This window comes from Pseudobdellovibrionaceae bacterium (genome assembly GCA_023954155.1).
Taxonomy (GTDB): domain Bacteria; phylum Bdellovibrionota; class Bdellovibrionia; order Bdellovibrionales; family UBA1609; genus JAMLIO01.
Genome location: JAMLIO010000005.1, coordinates 51,958 through 76,411, shown reverse-complemented (window position 1 = coordinate 76,411; position 24,454 = coordinate 51,958). Strand labels below are relative to the sequence as shown.

Annotated in this window: 18 protein-coding genes; 1 reads left to right on the top strand and 17 read right to left on the bottom strand. The window is 41.9% G+C overall.

Annotated elements, in window-relative coordinates:
- Positions 1–9: 9 nt before the first annotated feature.
- From M9899_07305 to M9899_07295, 3 genes are all read right to left on the bottom strand, one after another.
- A complete protein-coding gene (locus M9899_07305; GenBank protein MCO5113966.1) occupies positions 10–6,738 on the bottom strand; it encodes a hypothetical protein in 6,729 nt (2,242 codons plus the stop codon).
- Positions 6,739–7,181: 443 nt separating this feature from the next.
- Positions 7,182–7,982 (bottom strand): hypothetical protein, encoded by an 801-nt coding sequence (locus M9899_07300; GenBank protein ID MCO5113965.1) that lies wholly within the window; start codon positions 7,980–7,982, stop codon positions 7,182–7,184.
- A gap of 61 nt (positions 7,983–8,043) precedes the next feature.
- Positions 8,044–9,630, bottom strand: a complete 1,587-nt coding sequence (locus M9899_07295; protein ID MCO5113964.1) for a peptide chain release factor 3 — start codon at positions 9,628–9,630, stop codon at positions 8,044–8,046.
- A 132-nt stretch (positions 9,631–9,762) separates the two neighbouring features.
- Here M9899_07295 and M9899_07290 point away from each other — a divergent pair, with 132 nt between their 5' ends.
- On the top strand, positions 9,763–10,005 hold the full coding sequence (locus M9899_07290; GenBank protein ID MCO5113963.1) for a ferredoxin: 243 nt from the start codon (positions 9,763–9,765) through the stop codon (positions 10,003–10,005).
- Here M9899_07290 and M9899_07285 read toward each other — a convergent pair.
- From M9899_07285 to M9899_07220, 14 genes are all read right to left on the bottom strand, one after another.
- Positions 9,942–10,865 (bottom strand): HTTM domain-containing protein, encoded by a 924-nt coding sequence (locus M9899_07285; protein MCO5113962.1) that lies wholly within the window; start codon positions 10,863–10,865, stop codon positions 9,942–9,944. The genes M9899_07290 and M9899_07285 overlap by 64 nt on opposite strands.
- On the bottom strand, positions 10,846–11,331 hold the full coding sequence (locus M9899_07280) for a hypothetical protein (GenBank protein ID MCO5113961.1): 486 nt from the start codon (positions 11,329–11,331) through the stop codon (positions 10,846–10,848). The genes M9899_07285 and M9899_07280 overlap by 20 nt, the downstream gene beginning before the upstream one ends.
- A 3-nt stretch (positions 11,332–11,334) precedes the next feature.
- Positions 11,335–12,846 carry an SMC-Scp complex subunit ScpB gene (scpB, locus tag M9899_07275; protein ID MCO5113960.1) on the bottom strand — a complete coding sequence of 504 codons (1,512 nt, stop codon included), beginning with the start codon at positions 12,844–12,846 and terminating at the stop codon, positions 11,335–11,337.
- Positions 12,847–12,891: 45 nt separating this feature from the next.
- Positions 12,892–14,076: a segregation/condensation protein A gene (locus M9899_07270; protein ID MCO5113959.1), complete on the bottom strand. Its 1,185-nt coding sequence runs from the start codon at positions 14,074–14,076 to the stop codon at positions 12,892–12,894.
- Between the two features lie 118 nt (positions 14,077–14,194).
- Complete coding sequence (locus tag M9899_07265; protein ID MCO5113958.1) at positions 14,195–14,878, bottom strand: site-2 protease family protein; 684 nt, start codon at positions 14,876–14,878, stop codon at positions 14,195–14,197.
- A 10-nt stretch (positions 14,879–14,888) separates the two neighbouring features.
- Positions 14,889–16,034: an acyl-CoA dehydrogenase gene (locus M9899_07260; protein ID MCO5113957.1), complete on the bottom strand. Its 1,146-nt coding sequence runs from the start codon at positions 16,032–16,034 to the stop codon at positions 14,889–14,891.
- Positions 16,035–16,146: 112 nt separating this feature from the next.
- Complete coding sequence (locus M9899_07255) at positions 16,147–17,349, bottom strand: hypothetical protein (GenBank protein ID MCO5113956.1); 1,203 nt, start codon at positions 17,347–17,349, stop codon at positions 16,147–16,149.
- 14 nt (positions 17,350–17,363) lie between these two features.
- Positions 17,364–17,924, bottom strand: coding sequence for a TonB family protein (locus M9899_07250; protein MCO5113955.1), 561 nt, complete (start codon positions 17,922–17,924; stop codon positions 17,364–17,366).
- A 74-nt stretch (positions 17,925–17,998) separates the two neighbouring features.
- Complete coding sequence (locus M9899_07245; GenBank protein ID MCO5113954.1) at positions 17,999–18,820, bottom strand: hypothetical protein; 822 nt, start codon at positions 18,818–18,820, stop codon at positions 17,999–18,001.
- Between the two features lie 10 nt (positions 18,821–18,830).
- Positions 18,831–19,568 carry a DUF3450 domain-containing protein gene (locus M9899_07240; protein MCO5113953.1) on the bottom strand — a complete coding sequence of 246 codons (738 nt, stop codon included), beginning with the start codon at positions 19,566–19,568 and terminating at the stop codon, positions 18,831–18,833.
- 10 nt (positions 19,569–19,578) lie between these two features.
- The gene (locus tag M9899_07235; protein MCO5113952.1) at positions 19,579–19,992 is read right to left on the bottom strand and encodes a biopolymer transporter ExbD; all 414 of its coding nucleotides are present in this window, start codon (positions 19,990–19,992) and stop codon (positions 19,579–19,581) included.
- A gap of 1 nt (position 19,993) precedes the next feature.
- Positions 19,994–20,620 carry a MotA/TolQ/ExbB proton channel family protein gene (locus M9899_07230; GenBank protein ID MCO5113951.1) on the bottom strand — a complete coding sequence of 209 codons (627 nt, stop codon included), beginning with the start codon at positions 20,618–20,620 and terminating at the stop codon, positions 19,994–19,996.
- Between the two features lie 12 nt (positions 20,621–20,632).
- Positions 20,633–21,355, bottom strand: a complete 723-nt coding sequence (locus M9899_07225) for an ankyrin repeat domain-containing protein (protein ID MCO5113950.1) — start codon at positions 21,353–21,355, stop codon at positions 20,633–20,635.
- A complete protein-coding gene (locus M9899_07220) occupies positions 21,352–24,447 on the bottom strand; it encodes a TonB-dependent receptor (protein ID MCO5113949.1) in 3,096 nt (1,031 codons plus the stop codon). Before M9899_07220 ends, M9899_07225 begins: the two co-directional genes overlap by 4 nt.
- Between the last annotated feature and the right edge of the window lie 7 nt (positions 24,448–24,454).

Here is a 24,454-nt window from a genome sequence, read left to right as displayed (position 1 = left end):
AACGACTTTTTAGCCCTCATCTTCTGGCGGATCGTTGATGTCTAAATCAGGATCAACAATCAAGAACGGGATAGGATCCATAGTCCATATGAGCTCAGCAGGCGGAGGGGTATCATTATTAAATGACCAAGTCATTGGGAAGAGCGCTCGGTTTCGAAGTTGAGTTTCGGTCAATCCATTATTACTCCCCGAAGCACCGCACCCCAAGCAAGCTTGAGCAGGGATACCACTGGCATGCCCATACCTTGTATCTTGAATGTGACACTTCGCTGGCCCTTGATTGGTTCCTGTGGAAACCCCTATCACTCCAGACAAGTTGACCATATCCTCTGGAATATCAATTCCATCTACCGGTGCGCCATAGGATCTTCTAAGATATACTACCTGTCCACCGCGATTCACATTCCCCATGTTACAACGACCCATAATAAAACCTAGCGCTGATGTGCTTGCCGCTGTCTGCGGTAAGACATAGGCCGCATGCGAGTGAGTGTTCTCTACAAGGAATGAATACTGCAATGAACTTCCTCCACCAGTGTACTCGTTATTATCCCGACGTTGATACTCACCAATCAACCCACCCATAATGGTATTAGGAGCTGTGGAGTTCAAAGTAGCCATCTCAGAGACAAAGGATCTACGAAGTCTGGACATATTTGACGTGTTGCTTAAGGCATGGGGCTCAATCATCTGTCCAATCAGTCCACCCACATAGTGTTCCCCATGGGTTCCGTAAGATGAGATGGTCGCGTAACCATCCACAGCCACACCAATCATATCAAAGCCTTTAGATTTATCACTGCCAGATGGGTTTCGAGTGTAGGCCATACGCCCAATGGCTCCACCAATCTTGTTTCCCGCACAAAGAGTCCCATTACAACGAGCAATGATCTGAGAATTTAAACCTGAAATATAGGCGATGCTCATACCAAATCGAGAAGATGAACTTCCACTATAACTGTTGGCATAAACAGACCCAATCAGTCCTCCCACATGGTTTCCTCTATTACTGATAGATTCCACTTTCATAGCCGCAGACTGCACATGAATATTCGAGAACAGAGGAGCCACAATGGTCTCACCAATCAGACCACCCACATCATGCACTCCATTGTCCCCCACCACTCTCATGGCTAGCTCAGGTATATCGTAGATCGGTTTACCAGTGACAGGGTCAATAGGTGGATCTTCAAGATCTTGTGGTAACTCTAAGTAAACTTTATCCATTACCAGACTAGCGTTAATATTACTGCCTAAAATAAATCCGACTGTATGTCCCGTATTTCTGTGAGTGTTATCATCCACCGTTCCCCAAAAGCTCCCCGCCACATTTGTGGTGTTGATCCCTTGAATAGAAGATTTATCAATCACACCTGCACCCGACTCACCAATCAGACCTCCGACCCTGTGTCCATTGAGTCCTCTTTCAGAGCGCTCCACATAAATGTCCCCTACAACAATGGGGGCCACAATTCCTGGCTCAAAAGAGTTTTCAGTAAAGACATAGTTGTTACTCATAGCCGAGCTTGTGGCGTTAAGTCGGCCGACAATACCACCCACTCTGTGTCCCGCTTTACCGTAGTCGTTTTCGTAAATATAAATATACCCACTCACATCCATTCGAATGGCGGCGTTTTGGGCCTTGTTGTTACTCATATTCCCGATCATGTCTCCGACAAAACCACCCACACGATGGCCTTCTTCACCATTGTATCTAGTGTTGATCATTCCTGAGACTTTGATCTCTGTGACTTCATCATCTTGGCCTGACTGCGCACTTCCTTCACCATTGATGGTACAGTTTCGCATCGACCCCTCTAAGAATCCTGCAATACCTCCTGCACGCACACCTACAGAGTTGCTCGCACTTCCTCTTACAGTAATCTTACCTCGAAGATGGACGTTATCTATCGTTGTACCGTCTTCACCGTATCCAACAACAGCACCCACATACTGCTTACCTCTTACGTCCACATTTTCTAAAGTGAGGTTCTTGATTGTAGCCCCATCAGCGGCACCAATAAGTCCAACATCTGTAGTATCTTGGCGGTTGATCTTTAAACCAATAATTTTTCGACCAGCACCATCAATACTGCCCGTAAACGGTTTGATGTAAGTTCCCAAAGGCTCCCAGTTACTGTTACTAGGTGCTGTGATGTTTTTGCTTAAGCGGTAATGACATTTTCTATTGCTTAAAACACGAATGTTATCCAAGCATGAGTAAGTCCCAATCAGATAAGGGTTACTCTCTTTACCACGACCATCAATAGAACAGTCTTTCATCACATTACTTCCACAATGAGAATAAGAAGAATTTGTAGAAATCATTACGGTGATCTCACGGAAACCTATATTTCCTGAAATGTTCTGTTCCGCACGAACGATTAAGTTTTGTTCCTCTTCTTCTTCCTCTTCACCAGGTTCTTCTGGGTCTTCTGGATCTGGTGGCTCAGGTTCAGGCAAGGTCACCACAAAGGCATTAGCGACATAAGTGCCCTCATTCGTACAAGGTGTGGTGACAGGGTTTGCCAGTCCCGTACCCGATACGGTGACGTTGTATCCCGCTGTACAAGTTCCTGTGATTTGCACCGCAGAACCCGATTGATGAGACGAGTTATCTTCAGGATCAGAAATGGTCACTTGTGGATTCACTGGAATAGCTACGGTGTTAATCTTAACTGAGTCCGTCGCAATATACCCTGGAGCCACGTTCTGTCTCACTGTTACATTTAAATTATTTGCTACGACATTCACCAAATTCACACTGGAACCAAAGCGACCATCAACTCCACAACCCGTTGTGGGGTTTCCTAGAACCGCATTCCCAGTGATCTCTACGGTCACCCCAGGTCGACAGTCGCCATCTACTGTAATACCCACTCCACGAATGAAAGAAGAACCAGCAAGTGGTGATGAAATATCCAAGGCTGGAGTTTCAATAATATTAAAGTTTCTAGAGGCCGTACCCACCTGTCCCGCAATGTTAACCTGTCTTGCAGTCAAGGTTTTAGCACCTATTGCCGTAGTGATTGTAACCTGTGTGCTGAATGTTCCGTTAGCTAGACATCCTGTTGAAATAGAAGAAGTGATAGCTGTTCCATAAAGGTCCACAGCCAGTCCTGTAGAACAGCTTCCTGTCACCGTCACTTTTGTTCCCTGTACAATCGTTGAATTGTTCGCAGGTGTTGTAAAGGACACCACTGGTGGCACAGGCACTGGAGGACGCTGTACATGCACCACATTAGAAGCATAAGACAACGCACCTGAATTGATCTGAATCGCAATCAAACTTGAATTCAGTTGTGTATAAGGCACTACATTTGTGTTGATAGAAAAAGAGTTCGCGTTACAAGCTGTGGTGATCGTTTTTCCTATTGCAGATCCCAAGATATAAACGGCCGATCCCCCTGTCACACACACACCTTGAATAGGAATATTTGCCCCAGCATCAATCACTGCAGAAGGTGCAGGGTTTACAATGCTGATCTCAGGAGCTGGTGGTGGCGGTTGAGAAGACACATTGACTCGCACAAAAGCCGAATAGAGACGCCAGAAGTTGTCTCTTTGGGTCGCCATAATCGTGGCATTGGTAGCTGCGGAGTTTCTTAAATTTGTGATCAAGCTATAACTTCCACCAGAAGGACAAGAGACCCTACTGCTTCTGGCTAAAGCATTCCCTGAAATAGAAACCTGATAACCTGGAATACATTGCCCAGCCACAACAATGATCCCTCCACGGCCATAAGTTTCATTTGCAATCGGAAAGTCTACAGTCAAGCTAGGAGGATTAGGGTTAGGCACAACATAAACATTTACTGTTCTTTGAGCCACACCCACATTGCCACTCTCATCTATTTGGTAAGCAATGATATCCAGATCATCACCACCAGAACTTGAAGCCATCACACCTGTCGTGTAAGACCCACTGCTGCAATTAGCCACCGCACTATCAGCAAGTGCTGACCCTGTTACAAAAACAGGTATACCGCTTTGACAGCTTCCGCTGATAGTGATCACTCTGCCGTTTTGATGCTCAGAGTTTGCCGCAGGATTGGAAATCGTCACATTAGGCGCAATAATATCTGGATTAAATCCCACATCTACAGTCACAGTGGATTGCCCTGTATTATTAGACGCATCTTTTTGGGTGGCCACAATCGTGCGGTTGACAGCTGCCACATTGGAAATCGAAAGCACTTTACTGAAAGTTCCGCTCAGTTGACAATCGACATTGCCCCCAGAGGCCAGTGCTGTACCCGTAATGGCCACGTTCAATCCCCCTTCGCAGGTTCCTGTCACGACCACATAACTGTTTCTATTGATCACTAGTCCATCAGTAGGAAAGGTGATCTTTACATCAGGAGCTGTATTGTCAGACGGCACAGTGATACGAATATTTCGACTGGCCACTTTAAAGTTCCCCGCCGCATCGCCTTGAGCCGCAATCACACTTAAAGAGTTTCCACCAACAGAAGTTGTAGGAACTAAAGCGGAATAATTTCCCGCCGTACATGTTGCCGTATGAAATCCCGACAACGCCGCTCCCATAATATTCACATCAGAGCCATTTTCACAGGCCCCACTGACGGTGATCACACTAGATGCTTCGTGACTGCTATCATTAGACGGAGCAGAAATGGTCAGGTTAGGTGGATTTACGTCTTCGGTGTTCTCTACAATATTTAAATTGGCCAAGTCCATTCCTACTTCACCAAAATTATTGACTTGCGTGACTACAACTCCTGCATGACTTTGTGGTGTCGAAATCACTTGTAAGATTTCAAAGAAGGTTCCTGCACTTGTACATGTGGCTTGAGTGGTCGCAGTGAGTGCTGCACCCGAAATATTAACTGGTAAACCATAAGCACAAGTTCCCGCCACTAAGATCTGACTGCTTATATTGTAGTTCGTACCATCTACTGGTGACATCAATTTAACTGGTGGAGGTGAAGGATGAGTCGGTGCTGTCAGAATGTTAATAGGTGTGGAATAATCTCCAGTGTACACACCATCATTTTGAGAAGCGATAATCAAAAGCCCTTCTCCTGGTTGTGCCGCCACACTGGCTGTCACACTGTAAGTCCCTGCACCCGTACATGGTGTCGTGTATTCCGTAGCTAAAGCCATCCCCGTGATAGACACTGAAAGATTAGCAGTACATACCCCACTGATCACAATAGGAGCACCCACACCATAATTCGAACTGGCTAACGGAGACGCAATGGTGATGTAAGGGCCATTGCCAGGTTCTGGATTGACCACACGAATTCTAACTGAGTATCTGCCTTGGTTACCAGAAAGATCGGTCTGTCGAGCTTCCACTGTTAAATTGTTACCTGTGTTTTGGGTGATAGTAACGTTAGCCATGAATACACCCGCAGAACTACAAGTTACATTTACAGGACTTGCAAGAGCATTCCCCGATACCTGTAAAGGAAGATCAGGATCACATAAGCCCGTCAGTCCGAACAGCTGGCCTTTGACTAACTGATCGCCCGCAGACAGGTTAATAAAGTTCAATTCAGGCGGAGTGTTGTCTGGCTTTTCAGTGATTTCAATAGTAGTGCTGCCAGTATAACTGTTACCAACAAAATCTGTTTGAGAATAAGTGATCGTAAGTGGTCCGAATTCATTAGGCATATTCATAGAACGACTGTAAGAGCGACCAGAACAATTTAAAGTAAAGGTTTCACTGCCTACTTTTAAAGTGACAGGAAGTCCTGTTTCACACGCTCCACGAAAAGTCTGCTGCACTCCCGCTCTAACCCGTGCTCCATTGGCATGAGAAGTCAATGTGACATTTGGTGGTTGAGTGTCCAAACGATAGGACTGATTGGTGTTTAAACAATTATTGGGGCTTGCTACACCGTTTGCTCCCAAAGCTCTAGCATAGTACCTGTGAATGCCATCATCTGAACCATCACTGGCATAACTTAGTATAGTGCTTAAGGCTCCTCCCACAGGAACTGTGATGCTGGTTTTAGGAATGCCTGAACAATTAGAAACTTCATAAACGTGAACTCTTCCGTTATCCGCACCCACAACACTTCCCGCTAGTGAAGGAGATGTATCTGTTGAGATCACAGGATTGGCCGCGGTGTAAGGATTGGTCACAGTGAGTGTAAGAGACGGATTACTAGGAATTGTGTTATCAAAAGTGTAAGTGGCGTCGACAGTTCCCACGTTTGTAGCAAGGTCGACTTGGGTCGCAGTTAAAGAGCGTGAACCTTCAGCAGGTTCTAAGTTCATCACCACGTTAGCAATGAACTGTCCGTCCGTACAGGGTGTGGTCACAGATCGGTTCATGTCACCAGAAAGTTCAACAGGCAAACCCGACTCACAAGTTCCTGAAACATAAACGTTACTTCCAATCACTCCACTTGGAACAGGAAAGGTCACATGCACTTCTGGTGGCACGTTATCAAAAATGATGGTGGCTTGGGCTGAAGCTCCAGCTTGATCTACAACCACAGTGGTCTCTTCTTCGTGTAAAGGAATCGTTGCTGTATAAGCTTTGTCTTCACAAAGAGCATCTAATGGCGATGTTGCAAAGTTACCTGAAAGGGTGACAGGTTCTTCTTTTCGAGGATCACATTTTCCATGGACTTCAACAGAAGTTTGATTGGTGTACATGGGCGCTACGATGGAAATCAGGGCTCCCACTTTACTTGCGCTAAAGCCACCACATCCCGCTAAACTTAAAAATAATATCCCAAGTCCTAAACTTTTTACGTTCATAAAAAGGTCCTTTTTTTTAAATGAAATTTGGGTCAACAAAATACGTCCCATCTTTAAAACACCACATTATTCTATCGGTGAAAGCCTTTGGTATCATTAAGTTTTTACATTTTTAGACCGCATAAAGCAGGACTAAAATCGAATTTAGTTTACAGCGCATCCGATGGATCAAAAAGGAACAAGCACCAGTACATTTTGAGACAGTCCTCGCCTCACCTTAGGACAAAAGTCGGGGTCAAAAGCAACATAAATGGAACAATAAACCTGCAATAAGAGACTAAACAAAAAATCTCTTATTCAGATTCCAAAGCTAAGTTAGAAGCATACATTAGCACCCTTAGGGACATCCGTTCCTAAGCACAGACTCCCCGAGTATTTAACCACATATATGGCAAAAGAAGATATCCCTCCGTCACTGACAACGAGAGGGCTTCTCTGACTCTTTAGTTTAACACCTTATCTGGTAAAACTGTCGGGATTTCATTCTGTGTAGGAATTTGACCCGAAGTTCTTGGAGTTGCTGTGGGCTTTCTACGCACTGGACGAGGGCGATACTTAGAGTCCACCCAAACTAAACGAAGATTTTGCGGCACCAAGAAAGACTGAGAAGCACCCACTGTACGAAGTGAATTGAAATGACGACTTTGTGTAAGAGGGCTTAGCTCTACAACATCTACTTTTGCCAGTTTGAACTCATAGCCTACTGAGTTCAAAGCCTTAGTGACATCTGAAAAAAGTTGTTTGTGATCCACCACTTTAGTAACAAAGGCATCGGATAGTTTTTTACGTTTCGCCTGAGGGGCTTTGCTGTAAGACTTCCAAGTTTTAGACTGAGTCATCATTCGAGCAAGTCGCTGTTCGGATTGCACATCATCCTTTGAAGTCATACGCACATATCTGATCTTAAGCTGACAGGCTTCTTTTAAAGACTTCGCCATCGCGTTGAACATCAATGGCGTGTACTTGGCCTTATCTTCGGCACACACTTGTCTATGAGTGAGCACACCAGACTCCACAGTCCAATACACGTTACAGTTTGCCATCTCACCAGCCACATTACATCTACGAGGATCACTTTGACCTGAGCTGATAGAAAATGTGGGCATCTCTTCGACGTTTTTAGCTTTTTTAGGAGTGGTCATCTGACAAGAGCTCACACAAAGTGCGGCACCCATTACAAAAGCCAAAGTTTTTAAAGGATTCATGCGGATAAAATTAAGATGGATTTTAGGTGTTGTTTTCATACCCTTAATTAAACCTTGGTCTTCCTGAAAAAAACAACCGCAGTGCAGCTAAAACTCCCATTTAGCTTAAAAGGGCTGAAAGCGAAAACCTTAGATCTGGGTTGTCTCGTTCTAGCCATTTTAAATCCCATTCATTTTGCAAAAGCACAACGGGGTTTTCAAAATTATCCAGATATAAATCATCCACACCTTTAGGGGCTTCACGGTAAAATTGCCCTTCAGAATCAAACACCCACCGCGCCAGCTCATAGGGCAAACGCTCAAGTTTCACATCCAACCCGTACTCATCTTCTAAACGATAAAGAAGCACTTCAAATTGCAGCTCCCCAACCACACCCAAGATCGCATCTTGTCGACCGATAGAAGGATGATAAAAAAACTGGATCAGTCCCTCTTCTACAAGATGCTGGATGGCTTCGTGCATTTTACGACGCTTTAAAGGGTCTTTGACATTCAGACGACCAAAAATTTCTGGAGCAAAACGCGGGATCGGCATAAATTTAAAGTCTTTGCCCGAAGTTACCGTATCCCCAATTTGAAAGTTCCCTGTGTCAGTCACGCCGACAATGTCCCCGCTAAAAGCCTCATCTACGGTTTCTCGCTCCTGGGCCATAAATTGGTTGGCATAAGATAAACGAATTTCACGTTCTAAACGAGTATGAAACACCTTCATGCCTCGTTCAAACTTGCCGCTACATACCCGAATGAAAGCCACACGGTCGCGGTGTTTTCTGTCCATATTGGCTTGGATTTTAAACACAAAACCTGAAAACTGTTTATTTTGTGGGTCTAACTCTCCTGTTGTGGTCATTCGACTGATGGGGGCGGGGGCCTGCTCGCAAAATAAACGCAAGAACACATCCACTCCCCAATTGTACTTCGCACTTCCAAACGTCATGGGACTGATCTCACCCTTTAAAAAGGCGTCGTGAGAAAAAGGTTCTAAGGCTCCCTCTAAAAGTTCAATGGTTTCAGCAAAAGATTGGTAAAGTTCCTCGCCCACCTTATCTTTAATCACGGGATCATCCCAACCTGTGACATCAATGATTTCAGGAAGCTCTTCCCCTTTGGTGTACAAGTAAAGTTTATGATCCAAACGGTGATACAGACCTTTAAATAAAGACCCCATACCAATAGGCCAAGTCACTGGAAAGCAAGACATCCCTAAAGTCTTTTCCACGTCATCAATCAAGTCCAACGGGTCTTTGCCTTCTCGGTCCATCTTGTTGGCAAAAGTAAAAATCGGCATCTTACGACGGCGGGCCACTTCATATAATTTTTGTGTCTGGGTTTCCACACCCTTGGCCGCATCAATAAGCATCGCCGCACAGTCAGCAGCATGCAAAGTACGATAAGTGTCCTCACCAAAATCTTTATGGCCTGGGGTATCCAAAAGATTGATACGCAACCCCTCAAAATCAAAGTTCATCACACTAGAGGTGATGGAAACTCCACGCTCTTGCTCTAAAGTCATCCAATCAGAAGTGGCGGCCTTTGTTCCTTTTTTACCACGCACCTCACCTGCTTCACGAATGACTCGTCCATTATAAAGAATCTTTTCGGTGATGGTGGTTTTACCTGCATCGGGGTGGGAGATGATCGCAAACGTGCGACGGCGAGCCACTTCATCTTCAAACTTCAGAGCCATAGTTTATCCTTACGCTAAAAGCTCAGTTTTAAAACTTATTTCAAATAATTTCAAATACTTAGCATTTTTTCATAGAATTTACATTTAGAAAAATGCTTTGCCAAGTGCTGCGGTCTGTGGGAATTCCTTATTATGGCCGACAAAAATGACAAATACGATGAAAACGCCAAAGGGAAGTTCTATGTCGATCGCTCTTGCATTGCCTGCGACGCATGCTACACGACGGCCCCCGACAATTTTCAAATCACCGAAGATTATGATCACGCTTTTGTCATGAAACAGCCCGAAAACGAAGAAGAGTTAGAGCGTTGTCAAGAGGCCCTTGAAGGGTGCCCCGTAGAGGCCATCGGACTTGATGGTGCGGAAGAAGAGTAAGACTTCGGCCACTCTTTGGGTCGGAACAGCACATAGGCCAAAAGCATTTTTGAAGAGAAAAACCAAAGCCCCATAAAGCACGCAATAAAAAAGTGCATCCCAATCCCTGTCCAAATCCAGTAGGGTTTGGTTTTACGCCCAGTAAAACCAAAAGGGGCTCCAAGTTCAAAAAATAGAACCCACCAACTCAAAATTGCACTCACCATAGGTGACAAAGAGAGCAGATCAAAACTCCAGATCACCATCTGTTCATTCTGCATCACCAGTCCAATAGCTGAACCTTCAATCCAAGTTTTTCCTGTCAGCTTGGCCAGAGCTGAGACAAAGTACACCACAATCAATTGCAACTGGGCTGAGGCCAGCAGCATCTTATAAATGTTCTGATTTTTGGTTTCGCTAAAAACATAGTAAAAATAAAAAGCATTTAAAATAAGATCGCCACCGTATATTCCTGGTAAATTGCGATGAAAGAACATCAGATGTAAAAACCAAGCCACGGCTTTGACAAGCACAGGCAAAGGCCTAAAGGCTGAAGCCAAAAGGATCAGCGTCATCAGAACGTACATCACTATGGCTCCCCATTGAGATTCGGGGAAGATGTACACCCAAGGTCTGACGGCCTCAGGAAAGTAAGACAGCGCGAAGTCTCTGGGCACAAAGGTGTGTGAGCCATACAAAATGTCCCAGTCCTTAATTCTAAAAAGACTGTACACAAAAGTCAGAGCCCCAAAGCCTCGGGCATAGGTTTGCAAAGCATTAAGCTCTTTAAAAGGAAATAAAAACTTTAGTCCCCAAGCTGCGCTTAAGAGGGCTTTAAGTTTAGGATGACAGAAGATACATCTATTTTTGAACACTGCCACTGTCCTCACTGCTACAATCCAGCATCATATCACGGGTCAACATGTAGTTTTGGCGATCTAGTTTAGCCCAAGTTTTTAGAGTCCAATATCCCCCTGTTTTGTTTCTGCACGCTACGGGTTCAAGCTCTTTAAAGATTCTCTCATCTGAAGCTAAAAAATAATTGTAAACATAAAAACGTCGAATTCTAGAAAGACTATACAATGTCCCTTCGGGCTGTTCGATGACGATTTCTGGTGGACTTTTAAGATTGGTAAAGTATTGCAGCTCAATCTTTTGCTCAGGCGCAGGATCAGGCGCAAACATATTCCACGAGTTTCTTAGACCCATTTGATTAGTGTAATCCAAAATAAATTTCGGCAGCTTGTGATAAAAGATGGTATTAGGAATAGAGATGATAAAGATCGTGGCCATGTGGACAGCAATCAAAGTACAAATGAAAAACTCTCCCGCCTTTTTAACCGACATTCCTTATAACAAATCCAAAGGATCTGACTCCTCAGACTCTTCTAGCTCCTCAGTCAAAGTTTCATCTTCATAAGTGGCAAACGCAAGATCTTCTAAAGTCGAATCCTCTGTAGCACTGTCGAAAGATGCTGATTCCACGTCGACGGCTGCAGCAGGCTCTTCATTCTCTTTGCTGCCTGCCACTTGTGACACGTCATCTAGAATTGGATCGTGACTGACGTCTGCTTGTGCGGCACTGGCTTCGGCTTGTTCTAGTTCTGCTGCCAATTTCGCTTCGTACTTTTCAAGCCATTTTAAATCTTTAGGATCGACCTCATCACCGAGGGCGACAGCTTCTTGTAAGGCTTCCGCACGTTCACGATCTTGCTTTTCTTTTTGTTTACGCTTTTCTTCTTCAAAAAATTCGGTGTTCGTAGAAATTCCCGCGAGCTGTTCAGTGATTTTACCTAATTCATCTTCAGCCACAGAATAGTTGCCTTCGTAATTTTCAGATAACTTTCCTGTTAAATCACTTAGGGTTTCTTTTTCCTCTTCTTCGCCAATGCCTTCAGGAAGGAGTTCTTCCATTTCTTTTAATGTAGGAAGCTCGTTGATATTGCGCAGGCCAAAAATTTCTAAAAATTTACGTGTGGTCTTATAAAACATAGGCTTGCCAGGTAGGTCGCTCTTGCCTGCAAAGGCCACAAGTCCTTTATCCATAAGTGCACGCACCAGGTGTCCCGACTCAACCCCACGCACTTCATCCACATCGGCTTTAATGCAAGGTTGTTTATAGGCAATTACAGCTAAAGTTTCTAAAGACGGTCCCGTAAGTTTAAACACACGTGCTTTGATGATCTTTTTAATATAGATTTGATTGTCCACTTTTGTGCGCAGTTGAAAGGCCCCATCGACCTCTTCTAAACTCACCCCACGACGAGTTTGGGCTAAATCCCCTTGCAGTTCAGCAATCAAGGTCTTGATCTTTTTGGTGGTCACATTTGTGCCCACAAAAGCATTTTTAAACGTGGTCATTCCCACTGGTCGATCAGAAATGAACAACAAAGACTCAATCACTGACACGGCTTCGTCATCTGTCAACTGTACAAGCTCTAAAACTTCCCCATTTTCATTCACTTCAGCCACAGGCTCATCTTCGTTTTCTTCTTCTGCTAAAACCGCCATGCTGTCTTCATCTGAAACTTCTTCTTGTTCCTCAAAAGCCGTTTCCAGTTCAAACTCGTCCTGAGCTCCTAACTCCATTTCTAGATTTACGTCGTCTGCAGTCTGTGCTTTAGCTTCTGCATTGGCCGCCTCTTCAGAGATATTATTGTCATCAATATCCTCAGCAGCATCCCACAGGTTTGCTTTTTTCTCTGTATCGGCCGTCCCATCAGAGAGAGCTAAAAGTGGGTCCCCAGCTTCTACACTGAACTCCACGCCCTCAAAATCAAGAGCAGAAGATTCGCCCTGAACGGCATTGATCTCTTTGTTCTGAGTTTTTTTATTTTTAGCCTTTTTGTTCTTTTTACTCATGCTTTCTTTCCCTGTGCGATTTTGTCTTTATCACTCACGCTCTGATTAAATCTCTAAACCTAATTTACGTTCTTCATCCTCGATCTCTTCGTCTGTAGCGGCTTCTTCAATGAATCCTTCTTCAAGCGCCGCATTCTTGTCGGCCTCAAATGCCAGTTCACTGCGCTCGCTCTGTTCAGAGAGGTCTTCTGTATCTGAATCGAAATCGTTAAACTCTTTAGAAGAGTCATTAAGATCATCTAAGTCCAGTGCCCCTTGCAGGGAGGCTTCTGAAGTCTCTTGCAAAAGGTCCGCAGTGGGCTCTTCAAAATTCATATCCACTTGCTCTTCGGCCATGCTCTTCGCAAAAAGCTGATTGGCACTGTCTTCTGTGTCTAAAACTTCGTACTCTTCCACTTGTGAAATCACATCTTTTTCTACGGACTGTAAAGTCTCGACATGGATGTCGCCATAGGTTTCAGACTGAAAAAGTCTCACAAAACCAATCTTTCCTAATTCTAGCAAAGACAAGAATGTGATTAAAAGTTTGGTCTTCTCTGGGCCATCAGCAATATACTCGTACTCTTCTGCCAATGTTTCGCCATTTTTTTCGGCTTGAGCCCGACGTTCTTTTTGTGCTTGCAACTCTTGGCGTGTGACGTCCATCAATTCAAAAAAGCTCATCCAACTTCCTGGCTTTAGATACTCTTTGATCTCTAAGATTCGTGAAGCCACCGACTGCATACGACCCGCCACACGATGGACCGCCTTCTTCACTCGTTTGACGACTTTTCTATAACTTAGAATCATGGAAAAAAGAGGGTTTTCATCCACTTCAATCAAATCATCGGGAGCTTCTGGCAAAGGCTCTTTAGCCCCTTTGATCCACACATCACGTCCTAAGAGAGGGCGACCATAAAGATCTTGAGAGGCCTCTTTATAAATTTGATAGTCCAAGAGTTTTTGTACGAGTTCTTTACGCGGGTCTTCTGCGGGTTCGTCTTCGTCTTCAGAATAGTGAGGCAAAAGCATTTTAGACTTGATATGAATCAGAGTCGCGGCCATTGCCACAAACTCGCCCGCGTTTTCTAAATCCAAACTGCCCATGTTGCGAATATAGGTCAGATACTGGTCTGTGATTTGACCAATATTGATGTTCATGATGTCCATCTCTTCTTTGCGAATCAAATACAAAAGAAGACCTAAAGGACCCTCAAAATGATGAAGATGTACTGTTACACCTGCTGCCACTCACTCCACCTCTCTACAGTGATTATTGAACCAAGGACCTCGGCAAAGATCAAAGATCAAGATTAAAAAAGGTAGTTTTTTCAGCCCACTAACGCGCCGAACAATTATGCAATCGGACCTAAATGACAAAGGTAAAAAAGTAACCGACCGCACCCACCAAATTTTCATATAAAAATCGCACGGGAGCCCCAATAAGAGTAGACCCGCGACCCGTTAGGCCATCCAAAATAATTAAAGCTAAAAGGGCTACACCCAAAGTGGAGCTATTATTTTCCAACCATTCATTAGCTGATGAGGGTAAAAATCGCGCCAAAATTTTACCTCCATCCAAAGGATGAATGGGGATAAAATTAAAGACCATCAAAGACAGATTTATGATGATAAAAAATTGCAGAATCTTCATGATGGCGTCCGCATAATCAGGAAAGGGGTTAAACCGCGCATTAGCCCCTAAAAGAAAAGCTGCAACCACAGCTAAAAACAGATTAGACAAAGGCCCCGCAATGGCAATCCAAAACATGTCTTTAGAGGGCTGTTTTAAGTTCCTCACGCTGACAGGCACAGGCTTGGCCCAACCAAAAAAGAAAAATCCACCTGACAAAATGGCTAACATCGGAAACACCACCGTACCCAAAGGATCAATATGGGGAAGTGGATTGAGGGTCAGTCTCCCCATCATTTCAGCCGTAGGGTCCCCCTTAAGGCGAGCCACCAAAGCATGGGCCCATTCATGAAAACAGATTGCAAACAAGAATGGGATGAAAAATAAACTGATCTTAGAACCAACTTCAACTAAATCCATGACACTTCACTTATGAAAGTTCTAACTTTGCAATGGTTTGCAATTGCATATTAGACGTCCCCTCATAAATTTGCCCAATTTTAGCGTCGCGATAAAACTTTTCAGCGGGATACTCAGAAGTAAAACCATTCCCACCAAAAAGATCAACTGCCATAGATGCCACTTTTTCAGCCGCACGAGACGAGAAAAGCTTAGCAATGGCAGCTTCTTTAACAAAAGGCTGACCTGCATCTTTTAAGCGAGCTGCATTGTAAACTAAAAGTTTAGCCGCCTCGATCTGTGTGCGCATTTCTGCTAATTGAAACTGTACCCCTTGAAAACTAGAGATGGACTTTCCAAACTGCTCACGAGTCTGCACATAAGATTTTGCTGCCTCGTAAGCCCCTTGAGCAATCCCAATCATCTGAGCACCAATACCAATACGACCCTCGTTTAAAGTTTCAATGGCCACTTTATAACCCTTACCCACTTCACCTAGGATATTGGCTTTAGGCACTTCACAATTTTCAAAAAGCAACTCGCAAGTAGAGCTAGCACGAATGCCCAACTTCTCTTCTTTTTTACCTACGCTAAATCCAGGAAAGTCACGCTCCACCACAAAAGCGGTGATCCCTTTATAACCTTGGCTAGGGTCCACGTTAGCAAAAACGATAAACACCTTGGCCTCATTAGCACTGGTGATCCAGAGTTTATTGCCATTAAGGATATACTTATCACCCTTGTCTTCCGCTCTTAACTTTAAAGCAAAGGCATCAGAACCTGAGGAGCTTTCACTCAGAGCATAAGACCCCACCCACTCTGTCGCCATTTTGGGCAAATACTTTTCTTTAATCGAGTCACTTCCCCATTTTAACAGCGCATTGGTCACTAAAGTGTTTTGCACGTCCACCAGAACACTCACCGAGCCGTCCACTTTACCTAACTCTTCGACGGCAATACAGGCGGCGGTAAAGCTTGAACCTAAGCCCCCGTAATTTTCAGGAGATTCAATTCCCATAAGGCCCATCTCAAAGCATTTTTTTACCAGATCAGGGTCCATTTTGGCCTCATGATCCATTCTGTTTACAATGGGTTTGATTTCATTTTGTGCAAAATCGGCAATGGCTTCACGGAAGGCCACTTCATCTTCAGAAAACAGGCTTAAAGGCTGACTCATAATTCCCCCATAACAGTTAAGTTGACGAGGCTAATCTACCCTAAAAACCAAAGCCTTGAAAAGCTTTATTGCAGAACAATTTACTTTAGAGCCATAACCATAAGCAGCAAAATCAAAAACTCGACTTCTGCTCTTTACTATGACTTTCAGACAAGGTCTTTCTCAGCAGGATCGACTTTTCCAAAAGCTCTGGTTTTTCAATGGCGACAAGGTATCCCAGAGGTTCTTCCACTTGCCCCACGCTGATCAATGAATAGGCCAAGGCATATTTAACCTCATCATCTTTAATCAAATCGGAACGTGATATTGTGGGCTCTAACGAGGCTAGTAACGAATACTTATTCATGTCTACATAAGTGGCCACCCTCTGCTTTAACCTCTCTGTTTCTTCACCGATAAAACTATTTAGAAATTGGGCACGTTGATATTTTTTAATTTGCCGATTGATCTCAGCTGCATGGTAAAAGTACTGCCGATCCGTTAAGGCCGCGCGAGCAAACCCTTCTTCAGCTGAAAGCAACAGGCGTTTTTGAAATAAAATCTGCGAAAATGTCAAATTGATATCTAAATCCTGCGGGAAACGAACTCGGCTCATCTCCAATAACATCAGGGTTTCATCCATTAGACTCTTTTTATAAAATTGTTCTATTAAGCTTAGACACTCTGTCACTGTAGAAAGATTCTCTTCCAACCACTTTTGTGAGGCGCCCAAAGCTTGTCGATATAGGCCGAGTTTTAATAATAACTCCACCCTTGCCTTTGCCAGTTCAAATACTGGGGTCGCCTCAATTGCTAAGTTTAACATTGCAAAGCTTTTTTCATAATTCTGGACTTGATATGCACATTCTGAATACATCAAAACATCTTCATAAGCCCATGAAGATATCCAAACATGTTGTGTCCCGTCATCTTGAATCAAATCCGCCCTAGATGAGTTAAGCCCCGAGATAGCGTTGTGTGAAGCTTTATTGTAGGCGTCTAAACATAGAGAGTAATTCTTCATCTGAAAATAGGACCTCCCCAAATACTTAAGGCTCGCTTGCGAGGACAATTGTTTGAAGTACCCAATAGCACTCTCCCATTGATTTTGAGAAAAATACCATTTTCCTTGTAACAATAAATACCGCTGAGGATTTTGAGCTTGTATTGTGGATTTTTGCAGCTCCAGCAGAGCCAAGTCGTGCCTTTTATCCTCTATGAGCATATCTACCAGTTCATAGCCCTCATACTCATCATAGGCTGGATCTTTCACAAAGCCGTAGGCACTGACATGTAAAAATAAAACCCCGATGATTAACTTTAAAAAATGGTACATACAGTTACGTTTCCTTAATTCAACTCAAATCTAATTTTTTGCGACGTCCATGCCGCAGCAAATTTTCCTTTAATCATTGCTGGTTCAAATCTCCAACTTTTTACCGACTGTATTGCCGCACGATCAAATATCCCTCGAGGCTGACTTTCTTCAACCTCTACGTTTTGCACAACACCGTTTTCTGAAATCAATATTTTTAATATCACATAACCAGAAATATTTTTCTGTCGAGCTTCAAGCGGATACTCTAACTGTCCTTTTAACATCACTCCTGGGGGTCTATTCATTTCAGCTCTTTCCTGTACAAGCTGAGACATGTCGGTTCCAAAACCACCACTTCCACCTACACCAGGTCCTCCTGCACCAGAAAAAGATACGCCCGCACCATAATCTTGTGGCGCAAAAGAATCAGGAGCCAAACTGGCAAGTAGCGCATTATTCATCTCAATGTTTTGTTCTTTAGCAACCTGTTCAACAGGAGTGGGTGGCACATTCACCTGAATGACTGGAGGTCTGATGTCTTTTGTCTCTTCTTTAAAAATCTCTGACGGGTTTAACGCCAATAATGTAGCCAAAATTACTACAAGTGTACCTGTCGTAAACGTAATAAAAACACATTTCGCAATTATTGTTTTTAACCTTAACAACATCAAATCCTCATCATTGCCATAAACAGTCCTAAAACCATCAGTAGTAACATACCCAAAAAAAGAATAGGGCTTAAGTCAGCTATGAATTCTAGTACACCAGCATTTTTTTTGACCTTGGCCACTTTATTTAGGCCCTCAAATACAAACAGATTCATACCAGACTTAGTCGCCATATCATCTGTTAATTCTAAAGTTTTTAACATTCCAAAACCATCTGGTCCTAAAGCATAATGCTCACCATCCACTTCGCCTATGGCGACTGACAGTCCCACTCTAGTAATGGTACCATTTACAAGCTGATCATCATTAAAAAAAGCTGCCGCAAATGTTTGCGCTTGAAACGAGGATCGCAATAAGCTTTGTGCCTGAGTGATAATATCTGCAAAATCGTCAATGCTGACATCATTAGGTACAATAATTTCCGTTTGCATATCCAAACTTCTAAAATTTAATCTTGCACTCAATTCTTTTAATGTTTTATTAGATTTTTTATATAAGTTCTCTAGTGACGAATATCTTTTTTGCAAATTTCTTTTCTTACTTTCTAAATTCGATAAATACTCTTGTTTCTCATCATTTTCAGCACTTAACCATACTAAGTTTTTTTGCATTTTTATGATTTCACTTTTTATAGAAGAAATATCTAAATTTAGTTTTTTATTTAATTGCTCTTTTTGTTTTAACAAAACCGCTTTTTGAGAGGTTAAATACACATACTCATTTTGAAATGCGTCTTTTAAACTCTTAATATTTTCGTCCGTATTTTTTGCATGTAAAGCTAGTGGCAATAGAAATAGCATAGAAATCATTATAGTTTTCATATTACAAACCTCAAATTGAAACAGGAAGCGTATATATTCCTGTATCTACTTTATTTTTTAAGTTTTTTACCAAGTGCAAAACTGATGACCTTGTTTTTGCGTCTTCAATAAGTGTCCACGACCATTTATCACCAACTGGTATAGCTTTATAAGCCTTCCCCTCAGTTGTAACGGCATACAACTGAGCCAATCCCAACCTAGCAACTTCAACTTGTTCATCTGTATCTTTGATTGTGACATTCACAATCTTATATTCATTGGTATGTGCCAATTTGATTTCACTTTCCACAAATACCCAAAAGTCAGACAATACTAACTCCAGAGGCTCACGTTTTTTATCTAATCTACCCAGAATATCAGTCAAAGTTGCTATTCTGGACTGATGTTCAAAAGGCACTGACGCTTGCACAACAGACTGAAAGCCTGTCACCCATTTAACAACTTTTTCATAGGCATTGGGATTTGTCTTTTCTGACTGTTTAACTTTTAATTCCAATCTTTTAAGCTTCTCATCAAATTGAATTTGACGAAGATTTTCTTTCTCAATTTGAGCTTCAAGTTCATTTTTTTGCATTATGAGTTGATTAAGCTCTGACTGTTTAAGACTCTGAATACTATCAATATCCTGACTTAAAACCTCTACCTCTGATCTCTGTTTTGTTAAATCTTGAGTTAACTTTTCCCACGATGTTTCAGCATATACACTACACCCAAACAAATACATCCATATTATAAAAATATTCTTCATACCTACTACCTCAATGTGTTACTGGTTTATCTGTGGTCACCGCAAAATTTTTAACACCAGACGACTTGATCCAATCTAGTACCTTTATTACTTGCCAATAAGGTAAATTCTGATCGGCAACGACAATGGCTTGCACCTCTGGGTTCCTTTCAAATTCCTCTTTTGCTAGTAACTTCGCCTCGTCTTCATCTACCTCTTCGTTATTCAACAGCACCATACCCTCAGCAGTGATCGCCACATTTAAAAGACTTGGTGTGGTTTCGTCTCCAGAGGCCGCTTCGGGTAAATCCACTTCTATGCTAGGTTTAATCAGAGCGGGGGCTGTCACCATGAAAATAATAAGCACCACTAAGATAATATCAATAAGTGGTACCATATTGATGTCAGAAATCGTCTCAGAACTTCCACCTGCTTTTGCTGCCATACTAATGCCCCTTCATTTTGGCATAAGCCACAATCATATCTTTAGCCCCTTCAACACTTCCAATAATACCAGCCACCTGTTTTTGAAAGTAATTATACGCAACCACATTAGGGATCGCCACCATCAGTCCAGCAGCAGTGGCAATTAAGGCCGCAGATATCCCTGCCATAACCGTTTGTTGACCTGCATTGGTAGCGTGTGACATATCATAAAATGACTTCATAATTCCAAGAACCGTACCAAAAAGTCCTATATATGGAGCATTTGAACCTACTGTAGCTAAAAAAGCTAAGGAACGTTCAAGCTTTGGTTTTTGAAATTTCAAAAAACTATCAAATGTTTCATTTAATCCTTTTAAGCCATTTTGTTCGATATGTTCAAAAGCATAGTTTAAGACTTTCCCTTCTAAAGACTGAGAATCTAGGTCCAACTCCTCTAAGTTACCTATTTTTACTGACGTCATTGATTCTTCAAGCTTCCGCCTTTGTTCAAGACTTTGCCTTGATATTTTGGACAACTTGATAAACCTTTCCACAATAATAAAAAGACTTAATATTGTTAAAGTGACTAGCAGGTATAGCACTGCCGCGTCTGCATAATGTGCTACTGCAAAAATTCTATCTTTCATGTTTCCCCCCCTCTATTCCTCAGCTGATAAAGCTTGTAATGCCAAAATGGCACGTCTAAAGTTTGTTTCTAATGCAATTGTTAATGGTTTTTTATCTTCCATATTTGGCAAATTTATATCCACAGGCGTTAATCCTAACTCAGGATCAGTCCATCTTATTAAAGTTGTCACAGCCAGAGATTTCTTTTTAATAGCCATAGTAAGTGGCGTTTCACCCATGTCAGTGTCCATATAATTTGGATCAGTCCCAGACTCTAAAAGTCTCTTAACTTCACTAGCCACATCATCACTATCTTCAATGATTTTCAAAAACAGTACGCTTTGAAACTGTATTTGCAAATCAGGATTAAGCATTAACTGGGCCCTGTCTTTTTGCATTTCTACTGCATAATCTAAAGCTGTCTTCCCTTGAGTATCTGTTTGATCTATATCAACGTCCTTTTGCAATAATAAGTAAATAAAATAATTACTTCCAGAAATTACAGAATGGATTAAGGGGGTTCTTCCATTTTTTAAAAGTACATTAAACTGCGCTTCATCTTCTTCCAAAAGATTTTTAAACTCATCATCTTTGTTTTGATTGACAGCTTCTTCAAAGCGATCTGGCCAGTTCACTGCTGCCTCACCGCCCGCAGCATTGACCTGTCTAACATAACCAAAGTTCTCAATGTCATGCTTGCCACAATGAATACAAGAAACAGCAACAAGTAAAATACTGAATCTATAAAAGATCAAAATACACCTCCAACTGTAAGTGCAAAATCTCTTCCTCGTTTTAAAGAACGCACTATTTCATCATTTTGAGTTGCAACCACATTAGGATCTAAAAGATTTCGCGCTCTAATACTTAATGTCCAATTATCAAGAATTTTTTTGGAGGCTACAAAATCAAGCTGTCCTGCTGACTGTTCATAGGTATCAGGAATTCCATTAACACCGACTTCAGTTATTCTTTTACCAATAATATTATATAAAAGAGTTGCAGAAAATCCCCAGAGAGGACGATCGTATTGCAGTTGCATGTTGAACACAAATGGAGATTGTCCCTGCAAAGGCCTGGAATCACTGCTTTGTGTACTTATATTTCCCTGACTCATTTCAATTTCTGATTCAATAAAACTCACATTTGTCAGTAAAGTTAGTCGTCTGAGTGATCTTAAAAGATGTCTACCACCTATACGTCCTTCAAATTCAATACCATAGTTATTTGCTGCTAATGCGTTTTGAAAACTTTGTATTCGATTAGGCCCAGATAAAAAAACCGCTTCAATAGGGTTTTCAAAATGCTTATAAAAGACACCCACTGATGCGTATTCATCTGCCGTAAAGTAATACTCCCATCTATGGTCCACATTTTTAATGACTGTACCTTTTAAGTTTGGATTTCCAGAAACTATGTATCCAGTTTCATCATCAGTAAAACCCACTGGAGACATTTCACGAAAATCTGGTCGAGCCAAAGTTTCACTATATGTTAATCTGGTTCTAATTTTTTCAGTAGGTTTCCACACTACTCCATAAGCAGGCAAAAAATCTCTCATAGTAATGATCGAATTTGAAGAGTCCACTTTTGGATTTGTATAATTAAATGTGCGTACCTTCTGTTTGGACACTTCATGTCTCATGCCCAATTGGAATGACCACTTATCAAAAGGTGACAGATCAATCATGGCGTATTGAGCATTTATGGTCTGCTCACCCAAATAGTTATCTGCCTGAGTCGAGTTTGCAGAAATATTATTCAACAAAAAACCATTTGTTCCCATATTTTCAGGACTATAAGCAAGCTCGGCTGAATTATACCCTGTCACTGAACCTTTATTGATGAACATAAATCTGTTCATATCAGAGTCTCTTCTTCGATCTAAAGAAAGTGCCCCAAATTTAATCTTGGCAAAGTCTTTTTTATTAGAAAAGTTTATCGGTAGTGTAAAATTAATAGCTCTTTCTTCGCTTCTATCAAGTAGCGTGGCAAAAGACCTTCTAGCAGAATCATTCAATAAGATTCTATCAACACCTGAAACATCGTAAGCAACTTCTCTGCGATCTTTACTGTCTCTTGTAGCATCCGCAAATCCCCAACGCCAATCTAATGTCAATGACTCATTCCAGACATTGGCAATGTGATGTTCCCCTTTTAGATGTCTTGTCCAAAGTTCTCTTTCAACAAAATCCATTACGATTGAATCTGTAGGATTTCCGCTTACAAAATCTGTACGACTATCCTGAGCCAGATGAGTCGTATTTCTTAACATAAACGAACTAATCTCGAATTTATGATTTTTAGTTTCAGCATGTAATCCTAAACTACCAGCTAGTCGTGTTTCAATTTCCGTATAATCAGAAATCTTACGATGATCTTCAACTAAATGATTTCCTTGTCCTACTACCAAGGACTTTGATGTTCTTTCCACTTGATCAGTAGATTGACCGTACAAAGCACTCAGAGAAGTACCTAACTTTAGTTTACCAAAACTTTCACTCTCAACTCTCCAACCATTTCCAGTAGATATCGAGATCCCAGGCAGCGACTGAGCTTGTTGTTGCTTTAACTCATAGTTATTTGACATGCTTTGGCTCATCTGCACAAGTTCTTCTTCACTCACTCCACCATCAAAGCCAACTGTATTGATCTCCAGTGCCCGTCCTTGGTTTACAGCGTTTTGCAGAATCGAGGGCATCTTTCTAGTTCCATCATCCATCCCCAACCAGTCTAAACTCCCCCCTTGATAACTTGGACCCACTCCAAGATTTTCATTGGCAGCCGATACCGAGGCCCTAAAGTAAAATTTTTCTGGTGTACTTTTTGTTTGTAGCTGAATGATGCCACCACCAAATTCTGCTGGAAGATCTGGAGTATAACTTTTTTGAACTATAATACTTTCCATAATAGCGGTTGGAAACAGATCTAAGGGAACTACTCTACGAGATGGCTCTGGACTTGGCAGTGAAAAAGCATTCATTTGTACACCAGAATAGCGCTCACCCAGCCCCCTAACATATACGTACTTACCTCCAACTAATGTAAGCCCTGTCACACGTCTTAATGAGGATGCTGCGTCACTATCTCCAGCTCTACGCATCTGTTCCGCACCCAAAACATCTGTTACTGCAGAGCTTTTTTTTCGAACCTCTACCAAAGAAGAAAAATTCTCTTTCATTTTAGGAGCTAACACGATCATATCTTCAAGAAGATTTTTAGTTGATTTTAATTCGAGGTTTAATGACTTAGTGTGGTTTGCTAACTCAACATCATAAAGATTTAAAGCCTGATAATCATCATGAAAAATGCTCACATTATAGAAACCTTCAGAAAGTACGATCTCTAACTGACCTTTTTGATCAGTTTGAAGCATCTCCTCCTTTTCACTTAACAATACTTTTGCTTTTGCAATTGGCTGTCCCGTTGTCGATTGGATCTTTAATCTCAAAATCTGTGTGTTAAGGCTTTTGTCTGCATACCTTTTTTTTACAAACACGTGAGGTTCTTTTATTTCAACACTAAAATTATTACCCAAATGAACAACGACCTGTGTCTCTTTATTGTTTAGGACATTAACATTAAATTTTTGTTTATTTTCCAAAATAGTAAATTTTTGGTTTTTTTGTGCAGATAGGGCAACTGAAATGAATCCTTCCGACGTTGTTTTAACCAATCCTATTGGTGTTTGAACCTTAACGTCCGAAGCAGGCATTCCGTCTCTGAAAACAAAAATCAGTACTTGTCCTTTCAATTCAGTCTGGACATTGGCAAAACAAATGTATGAGTAGGCCACAAGACCTACCCATACAGCTAATTTAATAATTAGTTTTGTGTAAACTTTCATATTCTAT

Coding starts and splice junctions, on each gene's coding strand:
- M9899_07240 (MCO5113953.1), bottom strand. CDS start 19,568: ATGAAGAATATTTTTATAATATGGATGTATTTGTTTGGGTGTAGTGTA.
- M9899_07220 (MCO5113949.1), bottom strand. CDS start 24,447: ATGAAAGTTTACACAAAACTAATTATTAAATTAGCTGTATGGGTAGGT.
- M9899_07235 (MCO5113952.1), bottom strand. CDS start 19,992: ATGGCAGCAAAAGCAGGTGGAAGTTCTGAGACGATTTCTGACATCAAT.
- M9899_07255 (MCO5113956.1), bottom strand. CDS start 17,349: ATGTACCATTTTTTAAAGTTAATCATCGGGGTTTTATTTTTACATGTC.
- M9899_07305 (MCO5113966.1), bottom strand. CDS start 6,738: ATGAACGTAAAAAGTTTAGGACTTGGGATATTATTTTTAAGTTTAGCG.
- scpB (MCO5113960.1), bottom strand. CDS start 12,846: ATGAGTAAAAAGAACAAAAAGGCTAAAAATAAAAAAACTCAGAACAAA.
- M9899_07265 (MCO5113958.1), bottom strand. CDS start 14,878: ATGGATTTAGTTGAAGTTGGTTCTAAGATCAGTTTATTTTTCATCCCA.
- M9899_07260 (MCO5113957.1), bottom strand. CDS start 16,034: ATGAGTCAGCCTTTAAGCCTGTTTTCTGAAGATGAAGTGGCCTTCCGT.
- M9899_07295 (MCO5113964.1), bottom strand. CDS start 9,630: ATGGCTCTGAAGTTTGAAGATGAAGTGGCTCGCCGTCGCACGTTTGCG.
- M9899_07300 (MCO5113965.1), bottom strand. CDS start 7,982: ATGAAAACAACACCTAAAATCCATCTTAATTTTATCCGCATGAATCCT.
- M9899_07230 (MCO5113951.1), bottom strand. CDS start 20,620: ATGAAAGATAGAATTTTTGCAGTAGCACATTATGCAGACGCGGCAGTG.
- M9899_07290 (MCO5113963.1), top strand. CDS start 9,763: ATGGCCGACAAAAATGACAAATACGATGAAAACGCCAAAGGGAAGTTC.
- M9899_07245 (MCO5113954.1), bottom strand. CDS start 18,820: ATGAAAACTATAATGATTTCTATGCTATTTCTATTGCCACTAGCTTTA.
- M9899_07280 (MCO5113961.1), bottom strand. CDS start 11,331: ATGTCGGTTAAAAAGGCGGGAGAGTTTTTCATTTGTACTTTGATTGCT.